Source organism: Pseudomonas sp. dw_358 (genome assembly GCF_018449655.1).
GTDB lineage: Bacteria > Pseudomonadota > Gammaproteobacteria > Pseudomonadales > Pseudomonadaceae > Aquipseudomonas.
The window spans coordinates 249518-275104 of the sequence record NZ_JAAVUX010000005.1; the positions used below are offsets into that span (position 1 = coordinate 249518).

At 61.7% G+C, this 25587-nt stretch carries 24 protein-coding genes and 1 pseudogene; 16 read left to right on the forward strand and 9 right to left on the reverse strand.

The window, feature by feature from the left end; genetic code table 11:
* Positions 1-110 precede the first annotated feature (110 nt).
* The 8 genes from HB675_RS10440 (at position 111) to rsd (ending at position 7424) form a co-directional block, all read left to right on the forward strand.
* Positions 111-1175 carry a sensor histidine kinase gene (locus HB675_RS10440; RefSeq protein WP_213878319.1) on the forward strand — a complete coding sequence of 355 codons (1065 nt, stop codon included), beginning with the start codon at positions 111-113 and terminating at the stop codon, positions 1173-1175.
* Entirely contained in the window at positions 1172-1918 is a 747-nt protein-coding gene (locus HB675_RS10445) for a LytTR family DNA-binding domain-containing protein (protein WP_213878223.1), read from the forward strand. The genes HB675_RS10440 and HB675_RS10445 overlap by 4 nt, the downstream gene beginning before the upstream one ends.
* 71 nt (positions 1919-1989) lie before the next feature.
* A complete protein-coding gene (gene hemC / locus HB675_RS10450) occupies positions 1990-2940 on the forward strand; it encodes a hydroxymethylbilane synthase (protein WP_213878224.1) in 951 nt (316 codons plus the stop codon).
* Entirely contained in the window at positions 2937-3707 is a 771-nt protein-coding gene (locus tag HB675_RS10455; RefSeq protein WP_213878225.1) for a uroporphyrinogen-III synthase, read from the forward strand. Before hemC ends, HB675_RS10455 begins: the two co-directional genes overlap by 4 nt.
* An 11-nt stretch (positions 3708-3718) precedes the next feature.
* Positions 3719-4846, forward strand: coding sequence for a uroporphyrinogen-III C-methyltransferase (locus HB675_RS10460; protein ID WP_213878226.1), 1128 nt, complete (start codon positions 3719-3721; stop codon positions 4844-4846).
* The gene (locus tag HB675_RS10465) at positions 4843-6072 is read left to right on the forward strand and encodes a heme biosynthesis HemY N-terminal domain-containing protein (protein ID WP_213878227.1); all 1230 of its coding nucleotides are present in this window, start codon (positions 4843-4845) and stop codon (positions 6070-6072) included. The genes HB675_RS10460 and HB675_RS10465 overlap by 4 nt, the downstream gene beginning before the upstream one ends.
* A 177-nt stretch (positions 6073-6249) precedes the next feature.
* Positions 6250-6762: a disulfide bond formation protein B gene (locus tag HB675_RS10470; protein ID WP_213878228.1), complete on the forward strand. Its 513-nt coding sequence runs from the start codon at positions 6250-6252 to the stop codon at positions 6760-6762.
* A gap of 185 nt (positions 6763-6947) precedes the next feature.
* Positions 6948-7424 (forward strand): sigma D regulator, encoded by a 477-nt coding sequence (gene rsd / locus HB675_RS10475; RefSeq protein ID WP_213878229.1) that lies wholly within the window; start codon positions 6948-6950, stop codon positions 7422-7424.
* 27 nt (positions 7425-7451) lie between these two features.
* On the opposite strand, the gene HB675_RS10480 is transcribed toward rsd, so the two are convergent.
* Positions 7452-8117, reverse strand: a complete 666-nt coding sequence (locus HB675_RS10480) for an FKBP-type peptidyl-prolyl cis-trans isomerase (protein WP_213878230.1) — start codon at positions 8115-8117, stop codon at positions 7452-7454.
* Positions 8118-8278: 161 nt separating this feature from the next.
* Here HB675_RS10480 and HB675_RS10485 point away from each other — a divergent pair, with 161 nt between their 5' ends.
* Complete coding sequence (locus HB675_RS10485) at positions 8279-9139, forward strand: AlgP family protein (protein WP_213878231.1); 861 nt, start codon at positions 8279-8281, stop codon at positions 9137-9139.
* On the opposite strand, the gene HB675_RS10490 is transcribed toward HB675_RS10485, so the two are convergent.
* A complete protein-coding gene (locus HB675_RS10490; protein ID WP_213878232.1) occupies positions 9136-9600 on the reverse strand; it encodes a TIGR02444 family protein in 465 nt (154 codons plus the stop codon). The genes HB675_RS10485 and HB675_RS10490 overlap by 4 nt on opposite strands.
* Positions 9601-9662: 62 nt before the next feature.
* Here HB675_RS10490 and abc-f point away from each other — a divergent pair, with 62 nt between their 5' ends.
* Genes abc-f through HB675_RS10510 form a run of 4 tightly spaced genes read left to right on the forward strand, consistent with a single transcriptional unit; the run spans position 9663 to position 13259 of the window.
* The gene (gene abc-f, locus HB675_RS10495; protein ID WP_213878233.1) at positions 9663-11579 is read left to right on the forward strand and encodes a ribosomal protection-like ABC-F family protein; all 1917 of its coding nucleotides are present in this window, start codon (positions 9663-9665) and stop codon (positions 11577-11579) included.
* Positions 11579-12139: a mechanosensitive ion channel family protein gene (locus HB675_RS10500; protein ID WP_213878234.1), complete on the forward strand. Its 561-nt coding sequence runs from the start codon at positions 11579-11581 to the stop codon at positions 12137-12139. Before abc-f ends, HB675_RS10500 begins: the two co-directional genes overlap by 1 nt.
* Positions 12140-12171: 32 nt before the next feature.
* Positions 12172-12804, forward strand: coding sequence for a LysE family transporter (locus tag HB675_RS10505; RefSeq protein WP_213878235.1), 633 nt, complete (start codon positions 12172-12174; stop codon positions 12802-12804).
* The gene (locus tag HB675_RS10510) at positions 12804-13259 is read left to right on the forward strand and encodes a YaiI/YqxD family protein (RefSeq protein WP_213878236.1); all 456 of its coding nucleotides are present in this window, start codon (positions 12804-12806) and stop codon (positions 13257-13259) included. Before HB675_RS10505 ends, HB675_RS10510 begins: the two co-directional genes overlap by 1 nt.
* A 136-nt stretch (positions 13260-13395) precedes the next feature.
* Here HB675_RS10510 and HB675_RS10515 read toward each other — a convergent pair.
* Positions 13396-13967, reverse strand: a pseudogene (locus HB675_RS10515) (DedA family protein); the annotation flags it as partial.
* Positions 13968-14339: 372 nt separating this feature from the next.
* Here HB675_RS10515 and ppk1 point away from each other — a divergent pair.
* Positions 14340-16565: a polyphosphate kinase 1 gene (gene ppk1 / locus HB675_RS10520; protein ID WP_213878238.1), complete on the forward strand. Its 2226-nt coding sequence runs from the start codon at positions 14340-14342 to the stop codon at positions 16563-16565.
* Between the two features lie 120 nt (positions 16566-16685).
* Here ppk1 and ppx read toward each other — a convergent pair whose 3' ends face one another.
* The 4 genes from ppx to HB675_RS10540 form a co-directional block, all read right to left on the reverse strand.
* On the reverse strand, positions 16686-18188 hold the full coding sequence (gene ppx, locus HB675_RS10525; RefSeq protein ID WP_213878239.1) for an exopolyphosphatase: 1503 nt from the start codon (positions 18186-18188) through the stop codon (positions 16686-16688).
* A gap of 72 nt (positions 18189-18260) precedes the next feature.
* On the reverse strand, positions 18261-18992 hold the full coding sequence (locus tag HB675_RS10530) for an amino acid ABC transporter ATP-binding protein (protein ID WP_213878240.1): 732 nt from the start codon (positions 18990-18992) through the stop codon (positions 18261-18263).
* Positions 18979-19629 (reverse strand): amino acid ABC transporter permease, encoded by a 651-nt coding sequence (locus HB675_RS10535; RefSeq protein WP_213878320.1) that lies wholly within the window; start codon positions 19627-19629, stop codon positions 18979-18981. The genes HB675_RS10530 and HB675_RS10535 overlap by 14 nt, the downstream gene beginning before the upstream one ends.
* Positions 19626-20291 (reverse strand): amino acid ABC transporter permease, encoded by a 666-nt coding sequence (locus HB675_RS10540; RefSeq protein WP_213878241.1) that lies wholly within the window; start codon positions 20289-20291, stop codon positions 19626-19628. Before HB675_RS10540 ends, HB675_RS10535 begins: the two co-directional genes overlap by 4 nt.
* A 383-nt stretch (positions 20292-20674) precedes the next feature.
* Between HB675_RS10540 and trxA the strand changes: the two genes are divergently transcribed.
* Together trxA and rho are read left to right on the forward strand one after the other, a co-directional pair.
* Complete coding sequence (trxA, locus tag HB675_RS10545; protein WP_213878242.1) at positions 20675-21004, forward strand: thioredoxin TrxA; 330 nt, start codon at positions 20675-20677, stop codon at positions 21002-21004.
* A 234-nt stretch (positions 21005-21238) separates the two neighbouring features.
* Positions 21239-22498 (forward strand): transcription termination factor Rho, encoded by a 1260-nt coding sequence (gene rho, locus HB675_RS10550; protein ID WP_213878243.1) that lies wholly within the window; start codon positions 21239-21241, stop codon positions 22496-22498.
* A gap of 84 nt (positions 22499-22582) precedes the next feature.
* On the opposite strand, the gene HB675_RS10555 is transcribed toward rho, so the two are convergent.
* Together HB675_RS10555 and HB675_RS10560 are read right to left on the reverse strand one after the other, a co-directional pair.
* Entirely contained in the window at positions 22583-23140 is a 558-nt protein-coding gene (locus HB675_RS10555; RefSeq protein WP_213878244.1) for a fimbrial protein, read from the reverse strand.
* Complete coding sequence (locus tag HB675_RS10560; RefSeq protein ID WP_213878245.1) at positions 23140-25584, reverse strand: fimbria/pilus outer membrane usher protein; 2445 nt, start codon at positions 25582-25584, stop codon at positions 23140-23142. Before HB675_RS10560 ends, HB675_RS10555 begins: the two co-directional genes overlap by 1 nt.
* Positions 25585-25587 lie beyond the last annotated feature (3 nt).

A 25587-nucleotide genomic window follows, 5' to 3' on the forward strand; every position in this document is an offset into this window, starting at 1 on the left:
GAAATTACCGCCAATAATAACAGGGTTGCAGGCCTGCTGTAGGCACCAGTCTGTCGCCCCTCTGTGCCATCCACCATCTTGTCGGGAAACCTGGTTTGAGTGATTCGGCCATGAAACAAGCGGGCAAAAAGGACGTTTCCGAGTTTTTTCTGCCCGAGCTCTGTGCACCGCCCGCTTTGCTCATGCTGATTCTTCTGGCCGAGTTGCTGGTGTTGGTACTGGTGCTGTCGGAGCCCATGACACACGGATTCAATTGGGTACGGTTGGGCCTGACGTCACTGTTCGTGCAGTGGATCGTGCTGCTGTCCGCGGCGTTGTTGTGCGCTCTGCGGCCATGGCTGGCGCGGCTGAGAGCCGGTCTGGCGGGTGCTTTGTGCTGCGCGCAGGTGGTGGGCCTGACCCTGCTGGGCACGGCGGTGACCGACTATTTCCAGCTGGGAGGCACGCCTGCCGCCGATGTCGAGGTCAATCGCTACCTGCGCCATGCCCTGATCGGCCTGATCATGTCGGGCCTGCTGTTGCGTTATTTCTACCTGCAAAGCCAGTGGCGGCGGCAACAGCAGGCCGAGTTGCGAGCGCGGCTCGAAGCACTGCAAGCTCGCATAAAACCACATTTTCTGTTCAACAGCCTGAACAGTATTGCCAGCCTGGTGGTGATCGATCCGCTCAAGGCCGAGCAGGCGGTTCTCGATCTTTCCGACCTGTTTCGCGCGAGCTTGAGCCGTCCCGGCAACCTGGTCAGCTGGCGGGATGAGGTGGAGTTGGCAAAACGATATTTATCAATTGAGCAATATCGTCTCGGCGAGCGTCTACAGTTGGACTGGGGGATCGAATCTGTACCCGATGATTTGCCGATCCCTCAACTGACTTTGCAGCCGTTGCTGGAGAACGCTCTGATTCACGGCATTGCACCGCTCGTAGAAGGCGGTGTGGTCAGCGTCCAGGCCAGCTATACAGGGGGGGAATTCATATTGTGTATCAGCAATCCCTATGACGAAGCCTTGTCCACGAGGGCTTCGGGCGGAACCCAGCAGGCACTGGCGAACATCGGTGCCCGTCTTGCGGCACTTTTTGGCCCGCGCGCGACTCTTAGCGTGGATCGCCGTGACGGTCGTCACTTCACCTGTCTACGCTATCCATGTGCGAGACTCACGCAGGAATCCAGCGCTATATGAATGTCCTGATCGTTGATGACGAACCCCTTGCCCGCGAGCGTTTGAGCCGCATGGTCGGTGACCTCGAGGGTTATACCGTAATGGAACCCAGCGCGAGCAATGGCGAAGAGGCGTTGAGCCTGATCGAAAGCCTCAAGCCCGACGTGGTGCTGCTGGACATCCGCATGCCCGGCCTCGACGGCCTGCAAGTGGCCGCGCGGCTGTGCGAACGCGACACACCGCCGGCGGTGGTGTTTTGCACCGCTCACGACGAGTTCGCACTGGACGCCTTCCAGGTCAGTGCAGTGGGCTACTTGGTCAAGCCTGTGCGTTCCGAGCATCTGCTGGAAGCCCTGCAGAAAGCCGAGCGCCCGAATCGTGTACAGCTGGCGGCCCTGACGCGCCCGGCCGCCGAGACCGGCAGCGGCCCGCGTACCCACATCAGCGCGCGCACCCGCAAAGGCATAGAGCTGATACCGCTGGATCAGGTCATCTACTTCATTGCGGACCACAAGTACGTGACCCTTCGTCACGAGGGTGGCGAAGTGCTGCTCGATGAGCCGCTCAAGGCTCTTGAGGACGAGTTTGGTGACCGCTTCGTGCGCATCCATCGCAACGCACTGGTGGCTCGAGAACGCATCGAGCGGTTGCAGCGCACGCCGCTGGGCCACTTTCAGCTGTTCCTGAAAGGGCTCAATGGCGATGCCTTGATCGTCAGCCGGCGCCACGTGGCCGGTGTGCGCAAGATGATGCAGCAACTGTAGAGCGTCGGGCGGCTTTCCGCCCCGGCGCCTCGGCGGGTATGATTCGGTCTCAATTCAGCTCGGATCGACCCATGTCCACTCGTGAAATTCGCATCGCCACGCGCAAGAGCGCGCTGGCCCTCTGGCAGGCAGAGTACGTCAAGGCGCGACTGGAGCAGGCTCATCCCGGTGTGCATGTCAGCCTTGTGCCGATGGTCAGCCGCGGCGACAAGCTGTTGGACTCGCCGCTGTCGAAAATCGGCGGCAAGGGTTTGTTTGTCAAAGAGCTGGAGTGCGCCCTGCTCGACGGGGAAGCGGATATCGCTGTGCACTCCCTGAAAGATGTGCCTATGGACTTTCCCGACGGTCTGGGCCTGTTCTGCATCTGCGAGCGGGAAGACCCGCGCGATGCCTTCGTCTCCAATACGTTTGCCAGCCTCGACGCCCTGCCACCGGGCAGCGTGGTCGGCACCTCGAGCCTGCGCCGTCAGGCTCAGTTGCTCAGCCGCCGCCCGGACCTGCAGATACGCTTCCTGCGCGGCAACGTCAACACCCGCCTGGCCAAGCTGGATGCCGGCGAATACGATGCCATCATCCTCGCGGCGGCCGGTCTGATCCGCCTCGGCTTCGAGTCGCGTATCACCGACAATATCAGCGTCGAAGACAGCCTGCCTGCTGGTGGACAAGGCGCGGTAGGGATCGAATGCCGCAGCGCCGACAGTGATATACAGGCCTTGCTCGCCCCGCTGCACCACGCCGAGACCGACGCGCGCGTACGCGCCGAACGCGCCATGAACAAGCATTTGAACGGTGGCTGTCAGGTGCCGATCGCCTGCTACGCACTGCTTGAAGGTGAGCAGCTGTGGCTGCGCGGCCTGGTGGGCCAGCCCAGCGGTGGCCTGCTGCTGAGCGCGCAGGCGCGTGGGCCGCGCAGCGCACCGGAAACGCTAGGGGTTCAGGTGGCCGAACAACTGTTGGCCCAGGGCGCCGGCGCGATCCTGGCCCAGGTCTACGGCGAGGCCGGTGCGGCGGGCAACGAATGAATGCCTGGCGGCCACTGCTGACGCGGCCAGCCGAGGATTCGGCAGCGCTGGCCGCCGAACTCGCCCAGGCGGGATTTTTTTCCAGCACTCTGCCGTTGCTGGAAATCCAGCCGTTGCCCCTCGATGCCTTGCAGCTGTCCACGATCCAGAACCTTGCCCATTATGCTGCAGTCATTGCGGTCAGCAAGCCGGCCGCGCGCCTGGGTGCCCGGCAGGTTCATGCGCTGGGGGCAATGCCGATCACGCAGCCGTGGTTCGCGGTGGGCGCGGGCACGGCGGCCATCCTTCATGCGCATGGGCTGTCGGCGGCGTGTCCGACTCAAGGGGACGATAGCGAAACGCTGTTGGCGCTGCCCGCCTTGCAAACGGCAGTCGAACCTCCGGGGGCGCGGGTTCTGATCCTGCGTGGCGAGGGCGGGCGCGAAGCCTTGGCCGAGGGCTTGCGCGGCCAGGGTGTGCACGTCGACTATCTGCAACTGTACCGCCGCCATTTGCCTGCGTATGCTCGGGGCACGCTGCTGGCCCGGGTGCAAGTGGAACGCTTGAACGCACTGGTGGTCAGCAGTGGGCAGGGTTTCGAGCACCTGCTGCTGCTGGCGGCCGAGGATTGGTTACAGCTGGCGAAGTTGACGATATTTGCGCCGAGCCGGCGCGTGGCCGATCAGGTCCGCGCCGCCGGTGCGCAGAACGTAGTGGATTGTCGTGGCGCGAACGCTGCGGCATTGTTGATGGCATTGCGCGATAACCCGCTGCCCGCCCCCATGTAAAGGATGGATACGTGAGCGAAACTGTCTTGCCCAAAGAGCCGAAAGAAAGCATCAAGCCGGCACCCGAGGTCCGCACTGAAGTACCCCGTACCGCGCCTGTGCGTAATGGTCGTGGCCTGGCGGTTGTGGCCCTGTTGCTGGCTGCGGCTGGCGTGGCAGCGGCAGGCTGGGGTGTCTGGCAAGTGCGCAGTCTGATGGTCGGCCACGAGGTGCAGGCCGGGCAATTGCAGGAGCTGCGTCAGCAGACCCGCAGCCTGGGCTTGAGTGAAGAGCAGCTCAATGCGCGCCTGTCACAATTGCCGGCGGCCGATGAACTGGAAGAGCGCCGACGGCTGGTGGCCCAGTTGCAAGGTGATCAGCAGCGGCTCAGCCAGCGTCTGGAATCGGTGCTTGGTTCCAGTCGCAAGGACTGGCGCCTGGCCGAAGCCGAGCACTTGTTGCGCTTGGGCAGCTTGCGTCTGTCGGCGTTGCAGGATGTCAGCAGCGCCACTTCGCTGGTGCAAGGGGCCGATGAGATTCTTCGCGATCAGGACGACCCCGGCGCTTTCGCCGCCCGTGAACAATTGGCCAAGAGCCTGGCAGCACTGCACAGCATTCAGCAGCCCGACCGAACCGGGCTCTACTTGCAGCTGGCGGCACTGCGTGATCAGGCCGTTCAACTGACGGCGCTTGCACCCGAATTCCAGGTCCAGGGCGACGCCGAGCGGCTGCGCATCGAGAGTCAGGAAAGCCAGTGGATGCAGTGGTGGGACAAAATCTCCAGCTACTTCCGCGTCGACTTCCGGCCAGATGACAACCTGCGTCCGTTGCTGGCCGGCCAAGGCTTGAGTCAGGTCCGCCTGGCGCTGAGCCTGTCGCTGGAACAAGCACAATGGGCGGCGCTCAATGGTGAGGGCAAGGTCTATATCCAGTCGCTGGACGAAGCCCGCAGCATCCTGAAAAACAGCTTCAATCAGGGCAACACCCAGAGTCAGGCGATGCTCGGCAGCATCGATGACCTCAAGGCGCGTCCGGTCACGGTGGTAACGCCGGATCTGAGCACCAGCCTGGGGGCGGTACAGGCGTATCTGGAGCAACGTCACCCAGCGGCCGAGCAGGCAGCACCGGCGGCCAAGAGCGGCGAGGCGCCCGCGCCATGAAAAAAACCTATGCATTGGTGTTCGTGGCGGTTGCCGTGGCCTTGGGCCTGGGGCTTGCGATTTCCCGGCATCCCGGTTATGTACTGATCGATTATCCCCATGTGTTTCGCTACGAGTCGGGGTTGTGGTCGACCCTGATAGCCCTGGTGGCGATCGTCGTGGTGCTGGTGCTCGCCTGGTTGCTGCTTGGCCTGGTGCTGACTTCCACGGGCATCGTCAATCCTTGGTCACGGCGCAACCGCAGCCGTCGGGTGCAGAACGCCATCGAGCAAGGGCAGCTGGACCTGGCCGAAGGGCGTTGGGCCAGTGCCCAGCGTCATCTCGAGCGGGCTGCCGACGCGGAACGCTTGCCACTGCTGTATTACCTCGGGGCGGCGCGCGCGGCCAATGAGCTGGGGCGTCACGAGGCGTGCGACAACTTGCTCGAGCGCGCCTTGCAGCGCCAGCCTACGGCCGAACTTGCCATTGCCTTGAGCCATGCACAGCTGCAAGTGGACCGTGGCGATGAAGAGGGTGCCTTGCAGACCCTGCAAGTGATGCACGGCCGCTATCCCCACAACGTTCAGCTGCTTCGCCAGCTTCAACGTCTGTATCAACAGCGCGGCGACTGGTCTGCCGTGGTTCGTCTGTTGCCGGAGCTGCGCAAGGACAAGGTGCTGCCGCCGGCCGAACTGGCGGAACTGGAGCGTCGGGCCTGGGGCGAGAACCTGACTGTGGCGGCCCATCGCGAGCATATCGGAGAGCCGGGCCGTGCCGCTTTGGAGCAGGCCTGGCAAGACCTCAGTTCGGGTCAGCGCCAAGAGCTGCCGCTGGTACTGGCCTATGCCGAGCAATTGCGCCAGCTGGGGGCACAGGCCGAGGCTGAAGAAGTACTGCGCATTGCCATGAAACGCCAGTACGACAGTCACCTGGCGCGCCTTTACGGTCTGGTCTCGGGCAGCGACCCGGCCCGACAACTGCAAGCCGCCGAAGGCTGGCTCAAAGCCCATCCCAAGGATCCGGGGCTGCTCCTGACCTTGGGTCGTCTTTGCCTGCAGAACCGTCTGTGGGGCAAGGCGCGGGATTACCTGGAGGCGAGTCTGGCCCTTCAGCGCAATCCTGAGGCCTGCGCGGAGCTGGCGAGATTACTGGCGCAGTTGGGTGAAACCGAGCGCAGCAATCAGCTGTTCCAGGAAGGGCTCGGCTTGTTGGACGAGCGGTTGCTGGCCCTGCCTTTGCCGGCTTGAATGCCGGTCTGATCGGGTCGCGGCCTTGACGCAGAGCGTCCGAAGGCCGCATCCGATCACCCATCAATACCAGACATTTCCTACAGACTTTGCAGACCTGTCCGCCTAGCATCTCCTTGAAAGCCCGAGAGGCTTTCCACTAACGTTGCAGCTTGTATCTACCGTCCTGGATTAACCATGGCTCTGGCCCGCACGCGTTTACTGTATTTCGTGGCATTCGTCGCCTCCAGCCTGATCCTGAGCGTTGCGGTCTATCTGCAGTTTTCCGTGGGCCTGTACCCATGCTCGCTGTATCAGGTTCAGCAGTTTTTTCTCGGCGCCTTTGCGTTGGTCTGCCTGCTGGCCGCGTTGCATGGGCCAGGCCGGCAGGGCTCGCGAGTCTATGGCGCAATGGCGTTGGGGATGGCGTTGTCAGGGGCCTTGGCCGCCGTTCGGCAGCTCTGGCTGCAAGGACGGGTCAGCGCACCGGAGAGCCTATGCCATGCCGACCTGCGGTGTCTCTGGAACACCGAGCCCGTAGGCCAGACCATCCGTTCGCTGCTATTGGGCAGTGCCGAGTGCGCACGGGTCAACTGGAGCCTGCTGGACATGAGCTGGCCCGAGTGGAGCTTGCTGGCTTTCGTGGCGATGCTGGTGTTCAGTTTCCTGCAATTGTTCCAGCATGGCCGGGCTGAAGCCGCTGCGCTGTAACCCGGCAGTGGTGGATTAAACACTTGTATGAACATTATCTCCTGCGTACCTTGAAGGCATGGGCGTGCGGGCATAATCTCCCAGCACGGATTAGAGCAATCAGGCCACTCGATGACGCCTGAACAGTCTTTGCTTCTCGGTACCTCCGGGCCAGCATCGACATGACCCACTAGGATGAAATCACCATGCTGGAAAGTTGTCAGAATGCCCAGGAACGCTGGGGCGGGGTGCACCTGCTGATCGATCGCTGGTTGCAGGAACGCAACGAGTTGATCCGTGCCTTCGATGTCTTGGGCGACACCCCGGAGCAGCTGTTGGCGGATCGCCCGACACTGCAGAAATTCTGCGAAATCCTGGTCGATTACGTTTCTGCCGGGCATTTCGAAGTCTACGAACAGCTCACCAGCGAAGCCAAGGCATTTGGCGATGAGCGTGGGCTGGAACTGGCCGAAAAGATCTACCCACGCCTTGATGCAATTACCAAGCTGTCACTGGCTTTCAATGATCACTGTGACAAGGGTGACTGCTCCGACGCCAACCTGATTGCCACCCGACTCAAAGAGCTGGGCGGCCTGCTGCACGAGCGTTTCGAGCTCGAAGACTGCCTGATCGAAGTGCTGCACACCTCGCACAAGACCCTGGCCGAAGCCGCCGAGGCTTGAGCTTGTCGCCCTGTGGTTGTCAGCGTTTCAGCTGGCAATCGCCAGCAACTCGATCTCAAAGACCAAGGGTGTATTAGGGGCGATCAGATCGCCTGCGCCTTCGGTGCCGTAGGCCAACTGCGATGGAATGACCACGCGCCACTTGGCCCCTGTAGGCATCTGCTGCAATGCTATACGCCAGCCAGTGATCACGCTGCCTAGGCTGAACCACTGCGGCTGCTGATTTTCGTCGAACACCGTGCCATCCGGCAGCCGTCCCACGTAACGCACCTGCACCTTGCTGTCGGCCTTGGGCTTTGCCCCCGAGCCCGGGCTCAGCTCTGTCACCAGCACGCCTTGATCCAGAACCTCCACCCCGGGTTTGGCACGCTCATCGACCATGAATTTTTGCTCGGCTGCCAGCGCGATATCCACCTTGGACTGCACTTGGTTCTGCGTCATCAGCGCATCGTGTTCGTTGAGAATCTGCTCGATTCGCTCGTTACTCAACGTCAGCGGTTTACCTTCATAGGCTTGCTGTAGCCCTTCGATCAAGGCTTGCAGCTCCAGGTCAGGGACCTCCTGATGCAAGCGCTCACCGAGGCTGGCACCGACGCTGTATGCCAGGTCGTGCGGGCTGGTTACCGGGGCGGGGTCATCTGCGAACGCCAGCGGAGCGATCCACAACAGGGGCAGCAGTAACGTGCGTAACATGAACACCTCTGAAGGTTCGTCAGGCCGCTATTGTGCGGCATCGTGTCGATGGCGTGCGAATCCGTGCAACCGGGGCTCCGAGTGGCTGTCAAAACGCCCTAGCGGCACCGTGGGCAGAGGTCTAGTATGGGCCGCTACAAACGTCAGCCAGGAGGTAACATATGTCGGCTACCAAAAAGCCAGTCAATACCCCGTTGCACTTGCTCCAACAGCTTTCGGGCAGCCTGCTCGAACATCTGGAAAATGCCTGCACTCAGGCATTGGCTGATGCCGAGAAATTGCTCGCGAAGCTGGAAAAGCAGCGCGGCAAAGCCCAGGAAAAGCTGCACAAGTCGCGTACCAAATTGCAGGATGCCGCCACTGCCGGCAAGGCCAAGGCGCAAACCAAGGCCAAAGACAGCGTCACCGAGCTCGAAATGTTGCTGGACGCATTGAAAGATCGTCAGTCCCAGACCCGCAGCTACATCGTTGAACTCAAGCGCGACGCGCAGGAAAGTCTCAAGCTCGCGCAAGGCGTCGGCAAGGTCCAGGCGGCGGTGGGCAAGGCGCTTGAAAGCCGCGCTGCCAAAGCCAAGCCGGCGACCCCGAAAGCGCCTGCGACACCCAGGGCGGCTGCCAGCAAGGTTGCGGCCACGCGTAAAGCACCGGCTGCCAAGGCTGCTTCGACTTCCCCGGCTGCCAAGGCCGCAGCACCGGCCAAACCTGTGGCTGCTTCGCGTGCCAAGCCGGCGGCAAAGGCCGTTGCACCCAAGCCTGCTGCCGTGAAAGCCGCCGCCAAGCCGGCTACTGCCAAAGCCGCCGGCAAACCTGCAGCAGCCAAACCTGCAGCAGCCAAAGCGGCCACTAAAACCGCTGCAGCCAAGCCCACTGCGGCCAAAGCGGCCGCCAAGCCAATCGCTGCAAAAGCCCCGGCCAAAGCCAAGGCCACTGCGCCGGCCGCCAGCAGCCCGGCCGCGAGCCCGGCGCCTGCTGCCGCGCCTGTACCGGCACCGGCCGTCAGCAACGCCCCTTCGGCGTCCTAAGCGGATGTGATCACGGCGCGCAGCACCTGCAGCGCGCCGTGATTGGTTCTGGCCTTGGCCGGCACTGCATGCTCCAGCCACAGATTCAGATCCCGCGCGGCCTCTCGTGGCCAGCCAGCCGCCAGACCTTCCAGCCGTGCCAGTAGCTGTCGCTCAGACTCCAGTTCCAGCGCCTTGACCTGCGCCCGCAAATTGGCCAGCTCATCATTGGTCTGCGAAGCCTTGCGCCACTGTTGACGCAATTGGCGCAACGGAGCAACGACCTCGGCCTGCCAAGGCGCCGCCAGCGATTGCAAGCGCGACAGATATTCCGGGCGCCAAGGCACGCCGCGCTCACCCAGCCAGACAGCGCACAGCAGCACACAGATATCGGCGCCTGTCTCCTGAAGCTCAAGGCTGGCAGCTTCGACGCCGGGGCGCGCGTAAAGCTCGATAGCGTAGCTCCACAGGTCGTTCGGCATGGTGCATTTCCCTCCAGTGGGCATCCCAGTCGGGCGCGAAGCTGGTAGACTCCGGCGCCATTATGATCCGACTTCAGAACCTGACTTTACAGCGTGGCCCGCAGCGTCTGCTAGAAGACGCCGAGCTGACCCTGCACGCCGGCCAGAAAGCCGGTTTGATCGGTGCCAACGGCGCCGGCAAATCCACCTTGTTCGCTTTGCTGCTGGGGCAGATGGTGCCGGACTCCGGCGACTGTCTGCTGCCCGCCGACTGGCGGATTGCCCACATGCGTCAGGAGATCGAGACCCTTGATCGCATTGCCGTGGACTATGTCCTGGACGGCGATGTGCGCCTGCGCCAGATCCAGCGCGACCTGATCGCCGCCGAGACCGCTCATGACGGCACCGCGCTGGCGCGGCTGCACGCCGAGTTGGACAGCGCCGACGGTTATACCTCCGACGCCCGTGCACGCAAACTTCTGGCCGGCCTGGGCTTCAGCAACGAGCAGATGGACCGTCAGGTCGGCGACTTCTCCGGTGGCTGGCGCATGCGCCTGAACCTGGCGCAGGCGCTGATGTGCCCCTCCGACCTGTTGTTGCTCGACGAACCGACCAACCACCTGGACCTGGACGCTATCCTCTGGCTGGAGGACTGGCTCAAGGGTTACGCTGGCACCATGCTGCTGATCTCCCACGACCGCGATTTCCTTGATGCCGTGGTGGATCACATTGCCCACATCGAGCAGTGCAAGCTGACGCTCTATCGCGGCGGCTACAGCGCCTTCGAGCGGGCCCGTGCCGAGCGTCTGGCGCAGCAGCAGCAAGCCTACGAGAAGCAACAGGTGCAGCGCGCGCACATGGAAAAGTACATCGCCCGGTTCAAGGCCCAGGCGACCAAGGCGCGTCAGGCCCAAAGCCGCATCAAGGCGCTGGAACGCATGGAAGAGCTGTCGGCGGCCCATGTCGATTCGCCGTTCGACTTCGTCTTTCGCGAGTCGCAGAAGATTTCCAGCCCGCTGCTGGATCTGTCCGAAGCCCGTCTGGGTTATGGTGATACGGTCATTCTCGACAAGGTCAAACTGCAGCTGACGCCGGGCGCTCGCATCGGTTTGCTCGGCCCCAACGGCGCGGGCAAGTCGACGCTGATCAAGAACCTCGCCGGTGAGCTGTCGCCCTTGTCGGGTCGCCTGGTGCGTGGCGAGAACCTCACGGTCGGCTATTTCGCCCAGCATCAGCTCGACTCCCTGGACAGCAAGGCCAGCCCGTTGCTGCACATGCAGCGTCTGGCCCCCACCGAGCGGGAGCAGACCCTGCGCGACTTCCTCGGCGGTTTCGACTTCCGCGGCCCTCGGACGGACGAGCCGGTACTGAACTTCTCCGGCGGCGAAAAAGCCCGTCTGGCACTGGCGTTGATTGCCTGGGAACGACCGAACCTGTTGCTGCTCGACGAACCCACTAACCACCTGGATCTGGAAATGCGCCTGGCCCTGACCATGGCGCTCCAGGAATTCAGTGGTGCAGTATTGGTGGTGTCTCACGATCGGCATCTGCTCAAAAGCACTACCGACGACTTCCTGCTGGTAGCCGATGGCAAGATCGAGGCTTTCGACGGTGACCTGGATGACTATGCTCGCTGGCTAGTGGAGTACCGCCAGCGGCAGGCTCAGGCTCAGGCGGGCGGCCTGCCGGTCAACCCTGACAAGACCGACAAAAAGGCCCAGCGCCAGCAAGCCGCTGCCTTGCGTCAGCAGCTGGCGCCCCACAAGCGCGAAGCCGACAAACTTGAGGTCGAGCTGGGCAAGCTGCATGAGCAGTTGGCCAAAGTCGAAGCGAGTCTCGCCGACAGCGATATCTACGAAGCCGCCCGCAAAGACCAGCTGCGCGATGCTCTCGCCCAGCAGGCCAGGCTCAAGGCTCGCGAGAGCGAGCTGGAAGAGGCCTGGATGGTCGCGCTGGAAACCCTTGAGACCATGCAGGCGCAGCTGGAAGCGTTGTCCTGATGGACGCGTTGCAACTGCCTTTGCCGGTGCAATGGATCGAGCCCCTGTGGCTGGGCCTGCAAATCGTGGTGATCCTGGCGCTGGGCTATGTTCTGCAACGCCTGCTGACGCGCTTCATCAATGGTCTTGGCGAGCGCTACCCGTTGCCTCCGCAGTTGCTGCTGCCCGTACGTGGCTGCCTGCGCTGGCTGATCATGGGCAGTGCGGTGATCATTGTGCTGGGTCGCCTGGGCGTCTCGGCAACCATCCTCTGGACCGCGCTGTCGGGCTTCGTGGCGGTGGCGGCCGTGGCGTTCTTCGCCATGTGGAGCGTGCTGTCCAACCTCCTGTGCGCGGTGCTGATCTACACGGTGGGGCCGTTTCGCATCGGTGACATCGTCGAACTGGTGGACACCACGGACAAACCCGGCATCAAAGGCCGGGTGCTGGCGATCAACCTGCTGTTCACGACACTGATCGAGCCGGCCGAAGCCGGTGGCGCGTTGGTGCAGGTGCCCAACAGCCAGTTTTTTCAGAAATCGGTGCGCCGCTGGCGTGGCAGCGAAACGCATCCGTACTGACTTCGCCCTCACTGCAAGCAAGGAGCTTGAGCATGGCACTGCACACCTGGTTAGCCTTTTTTGCCGCCTGTTGGGTGATCAGCCTTTCGCCGGGCGCCGGGGCCATTGCCTCAATGTCCTGCGGGCTGCAATACGGTTTCTGGCGCGGCTACTGGAATGCCCTGGGCCTGCAATTGGGTCTGGTCCTGCAGATCATCGTGATTGCTGCTGGTCTTGGGGCGATTCTCGCAGCCTCGGCCAGCGCCTTCATCGTCATCAAATGGTTCGGCGTGCTGTACCTGGTTTATCTGGCCATCCGGCAATGGCGTGCGGCGCCCATGGCGCTGCAGGATGGTGGGGCGATACGTCCCTTGGGCAAGCCGCTGAACCTGATCTTTCGCGGCTTTCTGGTCAACATCAGCAACCCTAAGGCGCTGGTCTTCATGCTCGCGGTGCTGCCGCAATTCATCGATCCCCATGCACCTTTGCTGCTGCAGTACAGCACCATCGGCGTGACCATGGTGTGCGTCGATCTGCTCGTCATGGCTGGCTACACCGGACTGGCTTCGCGGGTCCTTCGCTTGTTGCGTACGCCACGTCAGCAGCAGCGCATGAACCGTACTTTTGCGGGGTTGTTCATGGCGGCGGCAACCTTGCTGGCCATGCTGCGCCCGGCTACGGCCTGATGCGCGTCTGGATCGATGCCGACGCCTGCCCGCGTCTGGCGCGGGACCAGGTGGTCAAGTTCGCCCTCAAACGTCAGTTCGAGGTGTGGATGGTGGCTGGCCAGCCGGTAGCCAGGCCGTCCTACGGCTTCGTCAAGCTCATTGTGGTACCCAGCGGGCCCGATGCGGCGGACGATTACCTGGTTGAGCACGCCGAGCCAGGCGACTTGGTGATCTGCAGTGACGTGCCCTTGGCTGACCGGCTGGTTAAAAAGGCCGTAGCCGCTCTCGACCCTCGAGGCCGAGAGTTCGACGAAAAAAACATGGGTGAGCGTCTGGCCGTGCGCAATCTGTTTACCGACTTGCGCGAGCAGGGCCAAGTGGGGGGCGGTCAAGGGGCGTATGGCGACAAGGACAAACAGGCCTTTGCCAACAGCCTGGACCGGATTCTGACGCGGTTGCGGCGTGAGGGCTGAAGCCCAGGCGCTGCGGGAGATTCTGTAGTTGCCAGCACGTATTTTGGCTGGCATTGCAGGCCTCATCGCGGGCGAGCCCTGCTCCCACAGAATGACGTCTGGCCTGTCTACTCAAACTGGCGGTTCTTTGCCTTTCGTTGCCGCCAGCTGTTTCTCCAGCCGCGCGCTGCGGATTCGCCGCCACAGCCACAGGCTCACGCCCACCAGCAACAACCCGCCCAGTACCCACAGCTCATACTTCTTGACGTTGCCCAGCAGGCCTTCGAGCACCGAACCGAACCGGTATGCGGCCCAGCCCAGGGCCGCAGCCCATACGGCGGCGCCCAGCCCGTTGAGCAGCAGGTAACGCCCTGGCGGATAGCCGGACAGGCCAATGGCCACGGGCATCACCGTGCGCAGGCCGTACACGAAGCGAAAGCTCAGCACCCAGATGTCCGGGTGCTTGCGGATGTGCTCCAGCGCCCGGTCGCCCATCAATTGCCATCGCGGTTTGCGGGCCAGCAACTTGCGACCGTGCTTGCGTCCCAGGAAATACCACAGCTGGTCGCCGGCATAACTGCCGAAAAAGGCCACGACCACGACGAGATTGATATCCATGTAGCCTCGGAACGCCAGAAAGCCGGCGAGGACCAGAATGGTCTCACCTTCAAAGAACGTACCGAGAAACAAGGCCAGGTAGCCAAATTCTTGCAGAAATTGTTGGAGCATTTTATGGATGCTGGCGAAATGAACGCGCAGCCTAACCCGTCGTGATCATTCGGGAAAGTGTCCAAATGTGTCTCGACGTTAACATTTGTTGCGCCGACAATGTCTGTGGCGTGCTGAAGCCACGGACACGAGGCTGTCATCAAACAGTCATGATGGCCGCTTATAACTCCCGGATTCGCCCGCCAGACGGGCTTGGCAGCCTCTCGTGACCGCCATGCGCAGTGAGGCGTCATTAACCTGTGGCGCTGAACCCGGACCGGTCCAACAGGGTCCTATCGGGTTGACGGGATTCTGATGTATTTCGCCATCGCGCCGTACCATCGATCGCCGCACTATCAACGAGAGGGTGCCAAGGCCCTCCAGGAACGCCAGATGAACAACGAAGGACTCACCGAAAGTGCAGTGAAGGACGCTCAGCCCGTGCTGGAGCAGGTCATCGAGACGCCACCCGACGCCGCGCCGGTGCCTGAACCCTTGGTCGAGAGCGCCGTTGCCACGCCTGCCCCGGCCCCCACGGTGCCCGGCCTGGATGATACGAGCCTGTATATCCATCGCGAGCTGTCGCAGCTGCAGTTCAATATCCGCGTCCTGGAACAGGCGCTGGACGAGTCTTATCCGTTGCTGGAACGTCTCAAGTTTCTGCTGATCTTCTCCAGCAACCTGGACGAGTTCTTCGAGATCCGTGTCGCCGGCCTGAAGAAGCAGATCACCTTTGCCCGTGAACAAGCCGGTGCCGATGGCCTGCAGCCTCACCAGGCGCTGGCGCGGATCAGCGAGCTGGTGCATGGCCATGTCGATCGCCAATACGCCATCCTCAACGACATCCTGTTGCCGGAGCTGGAAAAGCATCAGGTCCGGTTCATCCGCCGCCGCAACTGGACGGTCAAGCTCAAGACGTGGGTGCGCCGTTATTTTCGCGACGAAATCGCGCCGATCATCACCCCTATCGGCCTGGACCCGACCCACCCCTTCCCCTTGCTGGTGAACAAAAGCCTCAACTTCATCGTCGAGCTCGAAGGTGTGGATGCGTTCGGTCGCGATTCGGGGCTGGCCATCATCCCGGCCCCGCGCCTGCTGCCGCGAGTGATCAAGGTACCGGAGGAGGTCGGCGGCACAGGCGACAACTACGTGTTCCTGTCATCCATGATCCATGCCCACGCCGATGACCTGTTCCAGGGCATGAAGGTCAAGGGCTGCTACCAGTTCCGCCTGACCCGCAACGCCGACCTGGCAGTGGACACCGAGGACGTCGAAGACTTGGCCCGCGCCCTGCGCGGTGAGCTGTTTTCCCGTCGTTACGGCGACGCGGTGCGCCTGGAAGTCGCCGATACCTGCCCCAAGCACTTGTCCGACTACCTGCTCAAGCAATTCAGTCTGGCCGAAAGCGAGCTGTATCAGGTCAATGGCCCGGTCAACCTTACGCGCCTGTTCAGCATCACCGGGCTGGAAAGCCAGCAGGCCCTGCAATACCGGCCGTTCACGCCGCAGATTCCCAAGCTGCTGCAGAACAGCGAGAACATTTTCAGCGTGATCAGCAAGCAGGACATTCTCCTTCTGCACCCTTTCGAGTCTTTCACCCCCGTGGTCGACCTGCTGCGGCAGGCGGCGAAAGATCCCCACGTATTGGCGGTGCGCCAGACCCTGTACCGCAGCGGCGCCAACTCCGAGATTGTCGACGCGTTGGTGGATGCCGCGCGTAACGGCAAGGAGGTCACGGCGGTGATCGAATTGCGTGCGCGCTTCGACGAAGAATCCAACCTGCAGATGGCCAGCCGTTTGCAAGCAGCCGGTGCGGTGGTGATCTACGGCGTGGTCGGTTTCAAGACCCACGCCAAGATGATGCTTATCCTGCGCCGCGAAGCCGGCGAGATCGTGCGTTACGCGCACTTGGGCACCGGCAACTACCACGCGGCCAACGCCAAGCTCTACACCGACTATAGCCTGCTGACGTCCGACGATGCGCTCTGTGAAGACGTGGGCAAGTTGTTCAGCCAGCTGATCGGCATGGGCAAGACGTTGCGCATGAAAAAACTGCTGCATGCGCCATTCACGCTGAAGAAAGGCATGCTGGACATGATCGCCCGCGAAACGCAGTTCGCGATCGAGGGCAAGCCGGCGCATATCATCGCCAAGTTCAACTCGCTGACCGACCCGAAAATCATCCGGGCCCTGTACAAGGCGAGTCAGTCAGGGGTGCGGATCGACCTGGTGGTGCGCGGCATGTGCTGCCTGAGGCCAGGTATCGCCGGGGTGTCCCACAACATCCATGTGCGCTCGATCATCGGGCGTTTCCTGGAACACACCCGGGTGTTCTACTTCCTCAATGGCGGCGAAGAGCAGTTATACCTGTCCAGTGCCGACTGGATGGAGCGCAACCTCGACAAGCGCGTCGAGACCTGCTTCCCGGTGGAAGGCAAGAAGCTGATCATGCGGGTGAAGAAGGAACTGGAAGGGTACCTGACCGACAATACCCATTCGTGGATTCTGCAGTCGGATGGGCGCTACATCCGCAGCACGCCAACCGGTAACCAGAACCCGCGCAGCGCGCAGGACACTTTGCTGGAGCGGTTGAGCAATCCGATTCTGCCGGTTCGATAGGTTTCCGGCTCAAGGCGCTCATCGCGGGCAAGCCCTGCTCCCACAGAGTCGTTCTCGATATCGGGAGCGACATTGCAGGAGCAGGGCTTGCCCGCGATAGCCGTTACATGAAATTGAACCCTACCTGACACTCAAACTGAACCCCACCCGCACCAGCCATTCAGCTTCCTGGGCGAAGTCCGCCTGGGTCAGTTGATTCTCCTCCAGCCAGCCCGCAGGGAATTCCACGTCCAGGCTGTTTTCCTGTGCGTGCAAAGTCACTTCCGGCATCTGTTGAGTGCCACGGATGTGGTGGAACAGAATCGCAAAGCGCAGCAGTACGCACAGGCGGATCAGCTTGATGCCTTCGTCGCCGAACTCGGCAAATCTGTCCTTGGGGATATTGCGCCGATGGCCCCGTACCAGCAGGCCCAGCATCTGCTGGTCTTCACGGGAGAAGCCAGCCAGGTCGGAGTGCTCCACCAGGTAGGCGCCGTGCTTGTGGTAGTGGTAGTGGGCGATGTCCAAACCGATTTCATGAACTTTTGCGGCCCAGCCTAGCAACTCGCGCCATACCCCATCATCCAGGTCCCAGGCCTGAGCCACCTGATCGAAGGCATGCAGGGCTTTGCGCTCGACCCGGGCTGCCTGGTCCATATCGACGTGATAACGCTCCATGAGCGAGCTCAGGGTGCGTTCGCGGACATCTTCGTGGTGATGGCGGCCCAACAGGTCGAATAGCACACCTTCACGCAGGGCGCCCTCACAGTGGTCCATGCGCTGCAGGTCTAGGGCGTCGAAGATCGCTTCGAGAATGGCCAGGCCAGCCGGAAAGATCGAGCGACGGTCAGGCTTGATGCCTTCGAAGTCGATTTTCTCGGCATCGCCGAGCTTGAACAGCTTGCGCTTGAGCCAGGCCAAGCCTTCGGCGTTGACCTCGCCCGTGCCCTGGCCGTTGGCCTTGAGGGCGAGGCCGATGGCGCGGATGGTCCCGGACGAGCCGATCGGCTGGTCCCAACCCAGGCGGTGCAAAGCGTTCTCTATGCTCATGATTTCCAGGCGCGCGGCGGTGTAGGCCTGGGCGTAGCGCGCCGGGGTGATCTTGCCGTCGCGGAAATAGCGCTGGGTGTAGCTGACGCAGCCCATTTGCAGGCTTTCACGCAGCATCGGCTCGAAACGCTGACCGATGATGAACTCCGTGCTGCCGCCGCCGATGTCGGCCACCAGGCGCCTGCCGGGATTGTCGGGCAGGGTGTGGGACACGCCCAGGTAGATGAGACGGGCCTCTTCGCGGCCGGAAATGACCTCTACCGGGTGGCCAAGGATGGCTTCGGCACGGCGGATGAATTCGCCTCGGTTGCGGGCTTCGCGCAGCGCATTGGTGCCAACGATACGCACGGCGCCCAAAGGCAGGCCGTTGATCAGTTGGGCAAAGCGCTTGAGGCAGTCGAGCCCGCGTTGCATGGATTCTTCGCTGAGGCGCCGCTCTTCGTCGATGCCGGCAGCCAGCTGGACCTTCTCGCCCTGGCGCTCGAGTATGCGTATTTCGCCGACGTGGGCCTTGGCAACCACCATGTGGAAGCTGTTCGAACCCAGATCGATGGCGGCGATCAGGGACAGGTTCTTGGCTTTGGAGTCGGACATGGTCGGGGGATCTCGGTCGATAACCGCAACATCGTGCCACGATCCCGCCGCGCCGCCAACGCGCGCTCTGTATTAGGCCGGTTGCATGCCGATAAAGTTGGCCAGCTCCGCCGTCTGGGGCTGGGCGAACAGCAGCCTGGGGTCTCCGGTTTCATGGACCTTGCCCTTGTGCATGAAGACCAGTTTGTCGCCGACCTCCCGGGCAAAACGCATTTCATGGGTGACCATGATCAGGGTCATGCCTTCCTCGGCCAGTTGGCGCACCACGGCCAGCACCTCGTTGACCAGTTCCGGGTCCAGGGCCGAGGTGATTTCGTCGCACAGCAGTACCCGGGGCTCCATGGCCAGCGCCCGGGCGATCGCCACCCGCTGTTGCTGGCCACCCGAAAGCTTGTCCGGGAACGCGTCGAATTTCTCGCTCAGACCGACTTTGGCCAGCATCTGCCGGGCCAGTTCGGTGGCGCGCTCGCGGGGCAGCTTCTTCACCACCTGGGGCGCGAGCGTGACGTTTTCCCCTACCGTCAGGTGCGGGAACAGGTTGAATTGCTGAAACACCATGCCGACCTTCTGCCGCAGGCTGCGCAGGTCGGCGCGGGTGGAGTCCAGGTACTCGCCGTCGACTTCGATCACGCCGTCGTTGATCGATTCCAGCCCGTTGAGGGTGCGCAGCAGCGTGCTCTTGCCCGAGCCGCTGCGGCCGATGATCGCCACCACCTGGCCCTCCTCGATGCTCAGGTCGATGCCTTGCAGTACATGGTGGTCGCCGTAGTATTTGTGTAACGCGGAAATTCTAAGCAGAGGCATGCAGTTTCCTTTCCAGATAACGAGCGCCAAGCGACAGCGGGAAGCACAGCGCGAAGTAGCCCAGCGCCACTAGGCCGTAGACCATGAAGGGCTCAAAGGTGGCGTTGGCCAGCATCCCGCCAGTCTTGGTCAGTTCGGTGAAGCCGATGATCGAGGTCACGGCGGTGCCCTTGACCACCTGCACCGAGAAGCCGACCGTGGGCGCCACGCCGATACGCAGGGCCTGGGGCAGAATCACGTAGCGCAGTTGCTCGTAAGGCGTCATGGCCAGGCTGGCAGAGGCTTCCCACTGGCCCAGGGCAATGGACTCGACGCAGCCGCGCCAAATCTCGGCCAGGTAGGCGCTGGTGAAGAGGGTCAGGGCCAGGGCAGCGGCGGCCCAGGGCGAGATGTCGCCGCCCAGCAAGGACACGCCGAAGAACACCAGGAACAACTGCATCAGCAGCGGCGTGCCCTGGAACAGATCGATGTAGGTGCGCGCCAGATTTCGCGGCAGGGCTTTTTCGGAAATGCGCATGACCATCACCAGCAGGCCGATGACACTGCCGCCGACAAACGCTACCAGGGATAACAGCGCGGTCCATTGCAGGCCGGTCAGCAGGTTGCGCACGATGTCCCACAGGGTGAAATCCATCAGCGACTCCTTATCACAAAGCGGCGGCCGACCCAGTTGAGCAGGACACGGATGGCGATGGCCATCAGCAAATAGATCACCGTGGTCAGCAGGTAGGTTTCGAACGAGCGGAAATTTCGCGACTGAATGAAGTTGGCATAGAAGCTCAGCTCCTGCGTGGCAATCTGCGAGCACACTGCCGAACCCAGCATCACGATGATGATCTGGCTGGTGAGGGCCGGCCAGACTTTGCCCAGCGCCGGCAGCAGGACCACATGGCGAAAGGCCTCGAAGCGACTCATGGCCAGCGCCGCCGCAGCCTCCAGCTGGCCTCGGGGGACAGCCTGGATACCGGCACGGATGATTTCAGTGGAGTAAGCGCCGAGGTTGATGACCATGGCCAGCACGGCGGCGCTCCATTCGCTGATCTGGATGCCCAGCGAGGGCAGGCCGAAAAAGATGAAGAACAACTGCACGAGGAAGGGCGTATTGCGGATGAGTTCCACATAGACCCCGAACATCGTCGAAAACGGCTGGATTTTCCAGGCCCGCACTACCGCGCCGACGATGCCCAGCGCCACGCCCAGCACCGTGCCGATGGCAGTCAGCTCCAGGGTGAACAATGCGCCGCGCAGCAGCAGGTCGCTGTTTTGCAGGACGGGTGCGAAATCGAAGTGATAGGCCATAAAGGGGTCCGCAGGGTCAACTGGCAGTGGCTGCTGGAGCCAGGTCGGGTCTTTGGCGACCTCGATGCGATCGACACTGCACGGGCCATGCCACGCCGCAGGTCGGGTTGAAACATGGGCGTAGCGGTTCAAACAGGCGCATCGGAGCGCGCCTTGTTTGGGCGTGCGCGCTTTATTGGTGCGTCGCGCGCCTGGACGAGCGGCCTGCCGGGGTGACACAGCTGCGACGGGATGGTGCGGAACAAGCGATTGTTCGCATAAATTGGAACATTGGTAAAATCACCGACGTCTATAGTGACAGTCAATCACGGTTGGCTTCCTGTACAGGGCGCAGGCGGCTATGATGTGTCCAGTAAATTCCAGATTCCAAACGGAGACCCTCCATGAGCAACGATCTTATCAAGCACGTTAGCGACGCTAGCTTCGAGCAGGATGTCCTGAAGGCTGGCGGCCCTGTGCTCGTTGACTACTGGGCTGAGTGGTGTGGCCCCTGCAAGATGATTGCCCCGGTATTGGACGATTTGGCGACCCATTACGATGGCAAGCTGACCATCGCCAAGCTGAACATCGACGAGAACCAGGAAACCCCGGCCAAGCACGGCGTGCGTGGTATCCCCACCCTGATGCTGTTCAAGGGTGGTGAAGTGGCGGCCACCAAGGTCGGCGCGCTGTCGAAGTCTCAGCTGCAAGCCTTCCTCGACGCGAACATCTGACACGTTGTTACAAGACCCCGCACCTTGCGGGGTTTTTTCTGGGCGCATCACTAGACGTCCAGAAATCGAGGTGGTACATTCGGCCTCGCGCTGGTTTCTCCAGTGCCCCCTGCAAGCCGTCGCCGACGCACTCCTACTCGAACAAAGACGCGATCCTGTCGCCTTCTCTGCGGCGCGGCCTCATTAAGCCCAAAGCTTAATTCTTCCCTCCATACATGATTACGTCATTCCCCTATGAATCTGACTGAACTCAAGCAAAAGCCGATTACCGATCTGCTCGAAATGGCCGAACAGATGGGCATAGAAAATATGGCCCGTTCGCGCAAGCAAGATGTGATTTTCTCCCTGTTGAAAAAGCACGCCAAAAGTGGCGAGGAAATCTCCGGTGATGGCGTGCTGGAGATTCTCCAGGACGGCTTCGGCTTCCTGCGTTCGGCTGATGCCTCGTACCTTGCCGGCCCGGACGATATCTATGTCTCGCCGAGCCAGATCCGCCGCTTCAACCTGCGCACCGGTGACACCATCGTCGGCAAGATCCGCCCGCCGAAAGAAGGCGAGCGTTACTTCGCACTGTTGAAGGTCGACACGATCAACTTCGACCGTCCGGAAAACGCGAAGAACAAGATCCTGTTCGAGAACCTGACGCCGCTGTTCCCGACCGTGCGCATGAAGATGGAAGCCGGCAATGGCTCCACCGAAGACCTGACCGGTCGGGTCATCGACCTCTGCGCACCGATCGGCAAGGGCCAGCGTGGCCTGATCGTGGCACCGCCGAAAGCGGGCAAGACGATCATGCTGCAGAACATCGCTGCAAACATCACCCGTAACAACCCCGAGTGCCACCTGATCGTCCTGCTGATCGACGAGCGCCCGGAAGAAGTGACCGAGATGCAGCGCACCGTGCGCGGCGAAGTGGTTGCGTCGACCTTCGACGAGCCGCCGACCCGTCACGTGCAAGTGGCCGAAATGGTCATCGAGAAAGCCAAACGCCTGGTCGAGCACAAGAAGGATGTGGTCATCCTGCTGGATTCCATCACCCGTCTGGCCCGCGCTTACAATACCGTGATCCCGAGCTCCGGCAAGGTCCTGACCGGTGGTGTCGACGCCCACGCCCTCGAGAAGCCGAAGCGTTTCTTCGGCGCGGCGCGCAACATCGAAGAAGGCGGCTCGCTGACCATCATCGCCACCGCGCTGGTTGAAACCGGCTCGAAGATGGACGAAGTGATCTACGAAGAGTTCAAGGGTACCGGCAACATGGAACTGCCCCTTGACCGCAAGATCGCCGAGAAGCGCGTCTTCCCGGCCATCAACATCAACCGCTCGGGCACCCGCCGTGAAGAGCTGCTGACCGCTGATGACGAGTTGCAGCGCATGTGGATCCTGCGCAAGCTGCTGCACCCGATGGACGAAGTCGCTGCTATCGAGTTCCTGATCGATAAGCTGAAGCAGACCAAGACCAACGACGAGTTCTTCTTGTCGATGAAACGCAAGTAAACCGGGGTTTCTCGGTTTGAAACAATGGCGCCTTCGGGCGCCATTGTTGTTTGAAGTGTGGCCAGTGCCGGCTTCACACGTTGATCATTCCTTCAACTCAATCCTGAAGCGGGACTCGCTGCTTCGCAGCGAACCGACACGGGCCTCGGTCTCAGGCAATATCGGCTCGATCTCGATACGCGCGGTAAGGGCCTTGCCGTCGATGCCCGGAGCAAATACCTGGCCCGGCTGTAGCCACAGCGAATCATGTGTCGAACCTTCCACGACGCCATCGGGTCGGCTGCTCACCAACTGAACGTTCTTGCCATCCAACTGAGCGTCCGATAACCGCAGGATCAGCCTGCCACGGTCGCCATAGCGCAAATCCCCGCTGGCATTGCGCTCACCATACAGCCTCAAACGGATCGTCTGGCTATAGGGGCATATCACACTGAGCATCAGCGTGCGTTTGCCAAACGTCACCTCATGGGGGCCTGTTTGTGCGTCCTGCAGTTGCCAGCGCGACACCGTTCCGTAATCGACCTGGTCATTGCCAAAGGACACGGTGCAGCGTACGTCCACCGGCAGCGTCATGGTTGCCGCCCGGGCAGCGCTTTCGAGGGTCAGCCCGAGGAGTAGCAAGCTCACTACATATCTGTTCATCAGACACTCCTTTCACATTGCGCATCGGCGGTTTCATAGAGCGCATTGGTATCGGCTTTTGTCGGCAATGCGAGTCTGAATGTGCACAGAGTTTGTCCTGAGCTTTGCACCGTGATCTCATCGTCATGATTGGCGTCAGGCAAAAACACCCTGCCATTCTCGCCTACCACGGTGATGAAGTTATCGCCACGGTCGAACAATGCAGCACCGTGTGGCAGGGGTTTGCCATGATTGTCCTTCACGTTCAGTAGAACGCGCCGTGTGCGGACCACAGCAAAATCGACGGTGCTCACCGAGCCGCGTGCGGCTTCTGTTTCCTGAAAAGCGTTGGCGATGTCGATATTTTTCGCCAGGCTGCGCGTATCCACTTGTACGGACGAGCGCTTGTAACTGCCAAGCGTCGGCAATACGGCGTATCCCCGGCTGTCAGTCCAGGCCGGGCCGGACGGCGTATCGAGCTTCACGCCGCGTTCCCCGCCGATTCTGGCGATGCCAAAGGTGTCGCTTACCCGGTGGGGCGAGAAGGTCAAGCCATCGCCATGTGCCACCGCTGAACCGCTCGCGCGTGCCGTCCAGGTCCTGTTGTTATCGGAGTCCTGGCTCGCACTGGCGCTGAGCTGGCTGGTTCGGGTGATGCTGTCCATGGACGCGCGGGTCGAGTGACGCTGGTTGTGGAAGTCCTGCTCGTTGGCCAGGCTCCAGCCACCTTCGCGGCTGGATCGCTCCTGATAACGCACGCCGAAGCGACCACTATTGCGGGATGTGTTGAGGTAACTGCTGGTGCTGCCTCGGCCCAAGGGGATATTGAGCGTCAGGTAAAAGCGACTGTCGGCATTGGTTGTTGAACTGCCAGGATCATGTTCCAGACTGGCACCGACTGAAACCTGGCGGAACTGTTTGCTCCAGCCGCCGCGGACGTAGTGGGTGGCATCGCCATTGAAATCCGTGCTGCGCGCCACGGCCAGCGACAAGCTGCCCCAGGATCGCGTTGCCCAGCTCAGGCCGCCGCCCAGCTGTTTGAGACTGCGTTGCGCCGGTGTATCGAAATCGCTGTCCTGAATGGCGTCGCTCAGATCGCGATATCCAGCCGTTTGCTGGCTGACATTGATGTTGGCGCTCAGGCGCTCGCTGAGGCGGTGGCCTAACGAGGCGGTGAGCGAAGCACCCCTTGAGCCATGGAGGACGTCTTGGGAAGCCGTCCCTTGAAAAGATAGCAGGGTGGCGTCAAACAGCTGTGTGTCCAAGCCCACGGCTCCTGCGCGGTAGAGACTGGAGCCGAGCAGGCCAGTATTGAGCGTGGTCCGTGGGTTCAGCACCCAGCCGGTCGCAGCCGTGGCGACCCAAGAAGATTCGCCGCGCTGCTGATCCATCTGGCCGATACCAAAGGACAAGCCAGGTGCAACCCTGTTGCCGCTGAGTAAAAAACTGGAGGCCGGCACGGTAAAGCTGCGTTTCTCGCCATCGCTGCCGGTCAGGGTGACTTGCAGGTCTGAGCGGGTATTGAGCAGTTGGAAATCCTGAACCCGAAACGGACCGCTGGGGATCGTGGTGGTGTGAACCAGCACGCCGGATTGGCGTATCTCCAGTACTGATTGGCTGTCGGTTATCCCTTCGACCAAGGCTGGGCCACTAAGATTGTTCTGTAAGGCGGCCTCGGGAACTAGCTGAAAGCCCAGCACCTGGCCCGTGCCGAACAGCGAGTTTGACAGGCTGATCTGGCCGGCCTGCAGCACGGCTTTCGCGCGACTGAACGTGCGTTGCCCGTAGGCCGATTGATGCTGCAGTCGGTCTTCACCGTCAAAGCGTGAAAAGGTCTGGCGGCTGCGGACAATCCAGTCATCGAAATTGAGGCCGGCTTCCGTTCCCAGGTGCATGAATTGCACCCCTCCCGTGGCGCCGCTGGAGGTCATGTATTGAGCTTCATAGTTGAACAGACCTGCGGCGCCGCCGTGATGCCAGGTGCTATTATTTGCACTCTGACTGGTGACGGCTTGAGAAGGAAGTACGAGATCAACATGTCCCAGTCCCGGATCAAGCGTCAGCTCTGTCTGCGGCCATGCAGTTTTCAGGTCGAAACAGGTCTTCTCCTGGTCAAACCCGGGCGGCGAAACCAATCCAGCCTGTTTCTGGAAACTAACGTCCGCGCACAACTTTCCATCGGTGTCGAACCGGGCCAGGACTTTTCCACGGCCGCTGCCGTTTACCGTCAGCGTGACAGCGGTCTCGCCGGGCAGGAATCGCGGGGCATGTCGAAACAATGTACCGAGGGAAGGATCTATGCCACTGGCCCTGATCGCCTCAGCGTCAAATTCGATCATGAGCGGACCAGCAGGCTCAAGTGTCGCCCGCGCTACCGGCACCTCCAAAACGATTAAAAGCAGTGCCAATGAAAGCATTGCGCGAGAAAGAAGCGGTGGGCGGTTATGGCCGAGCGACTGCAACAACGT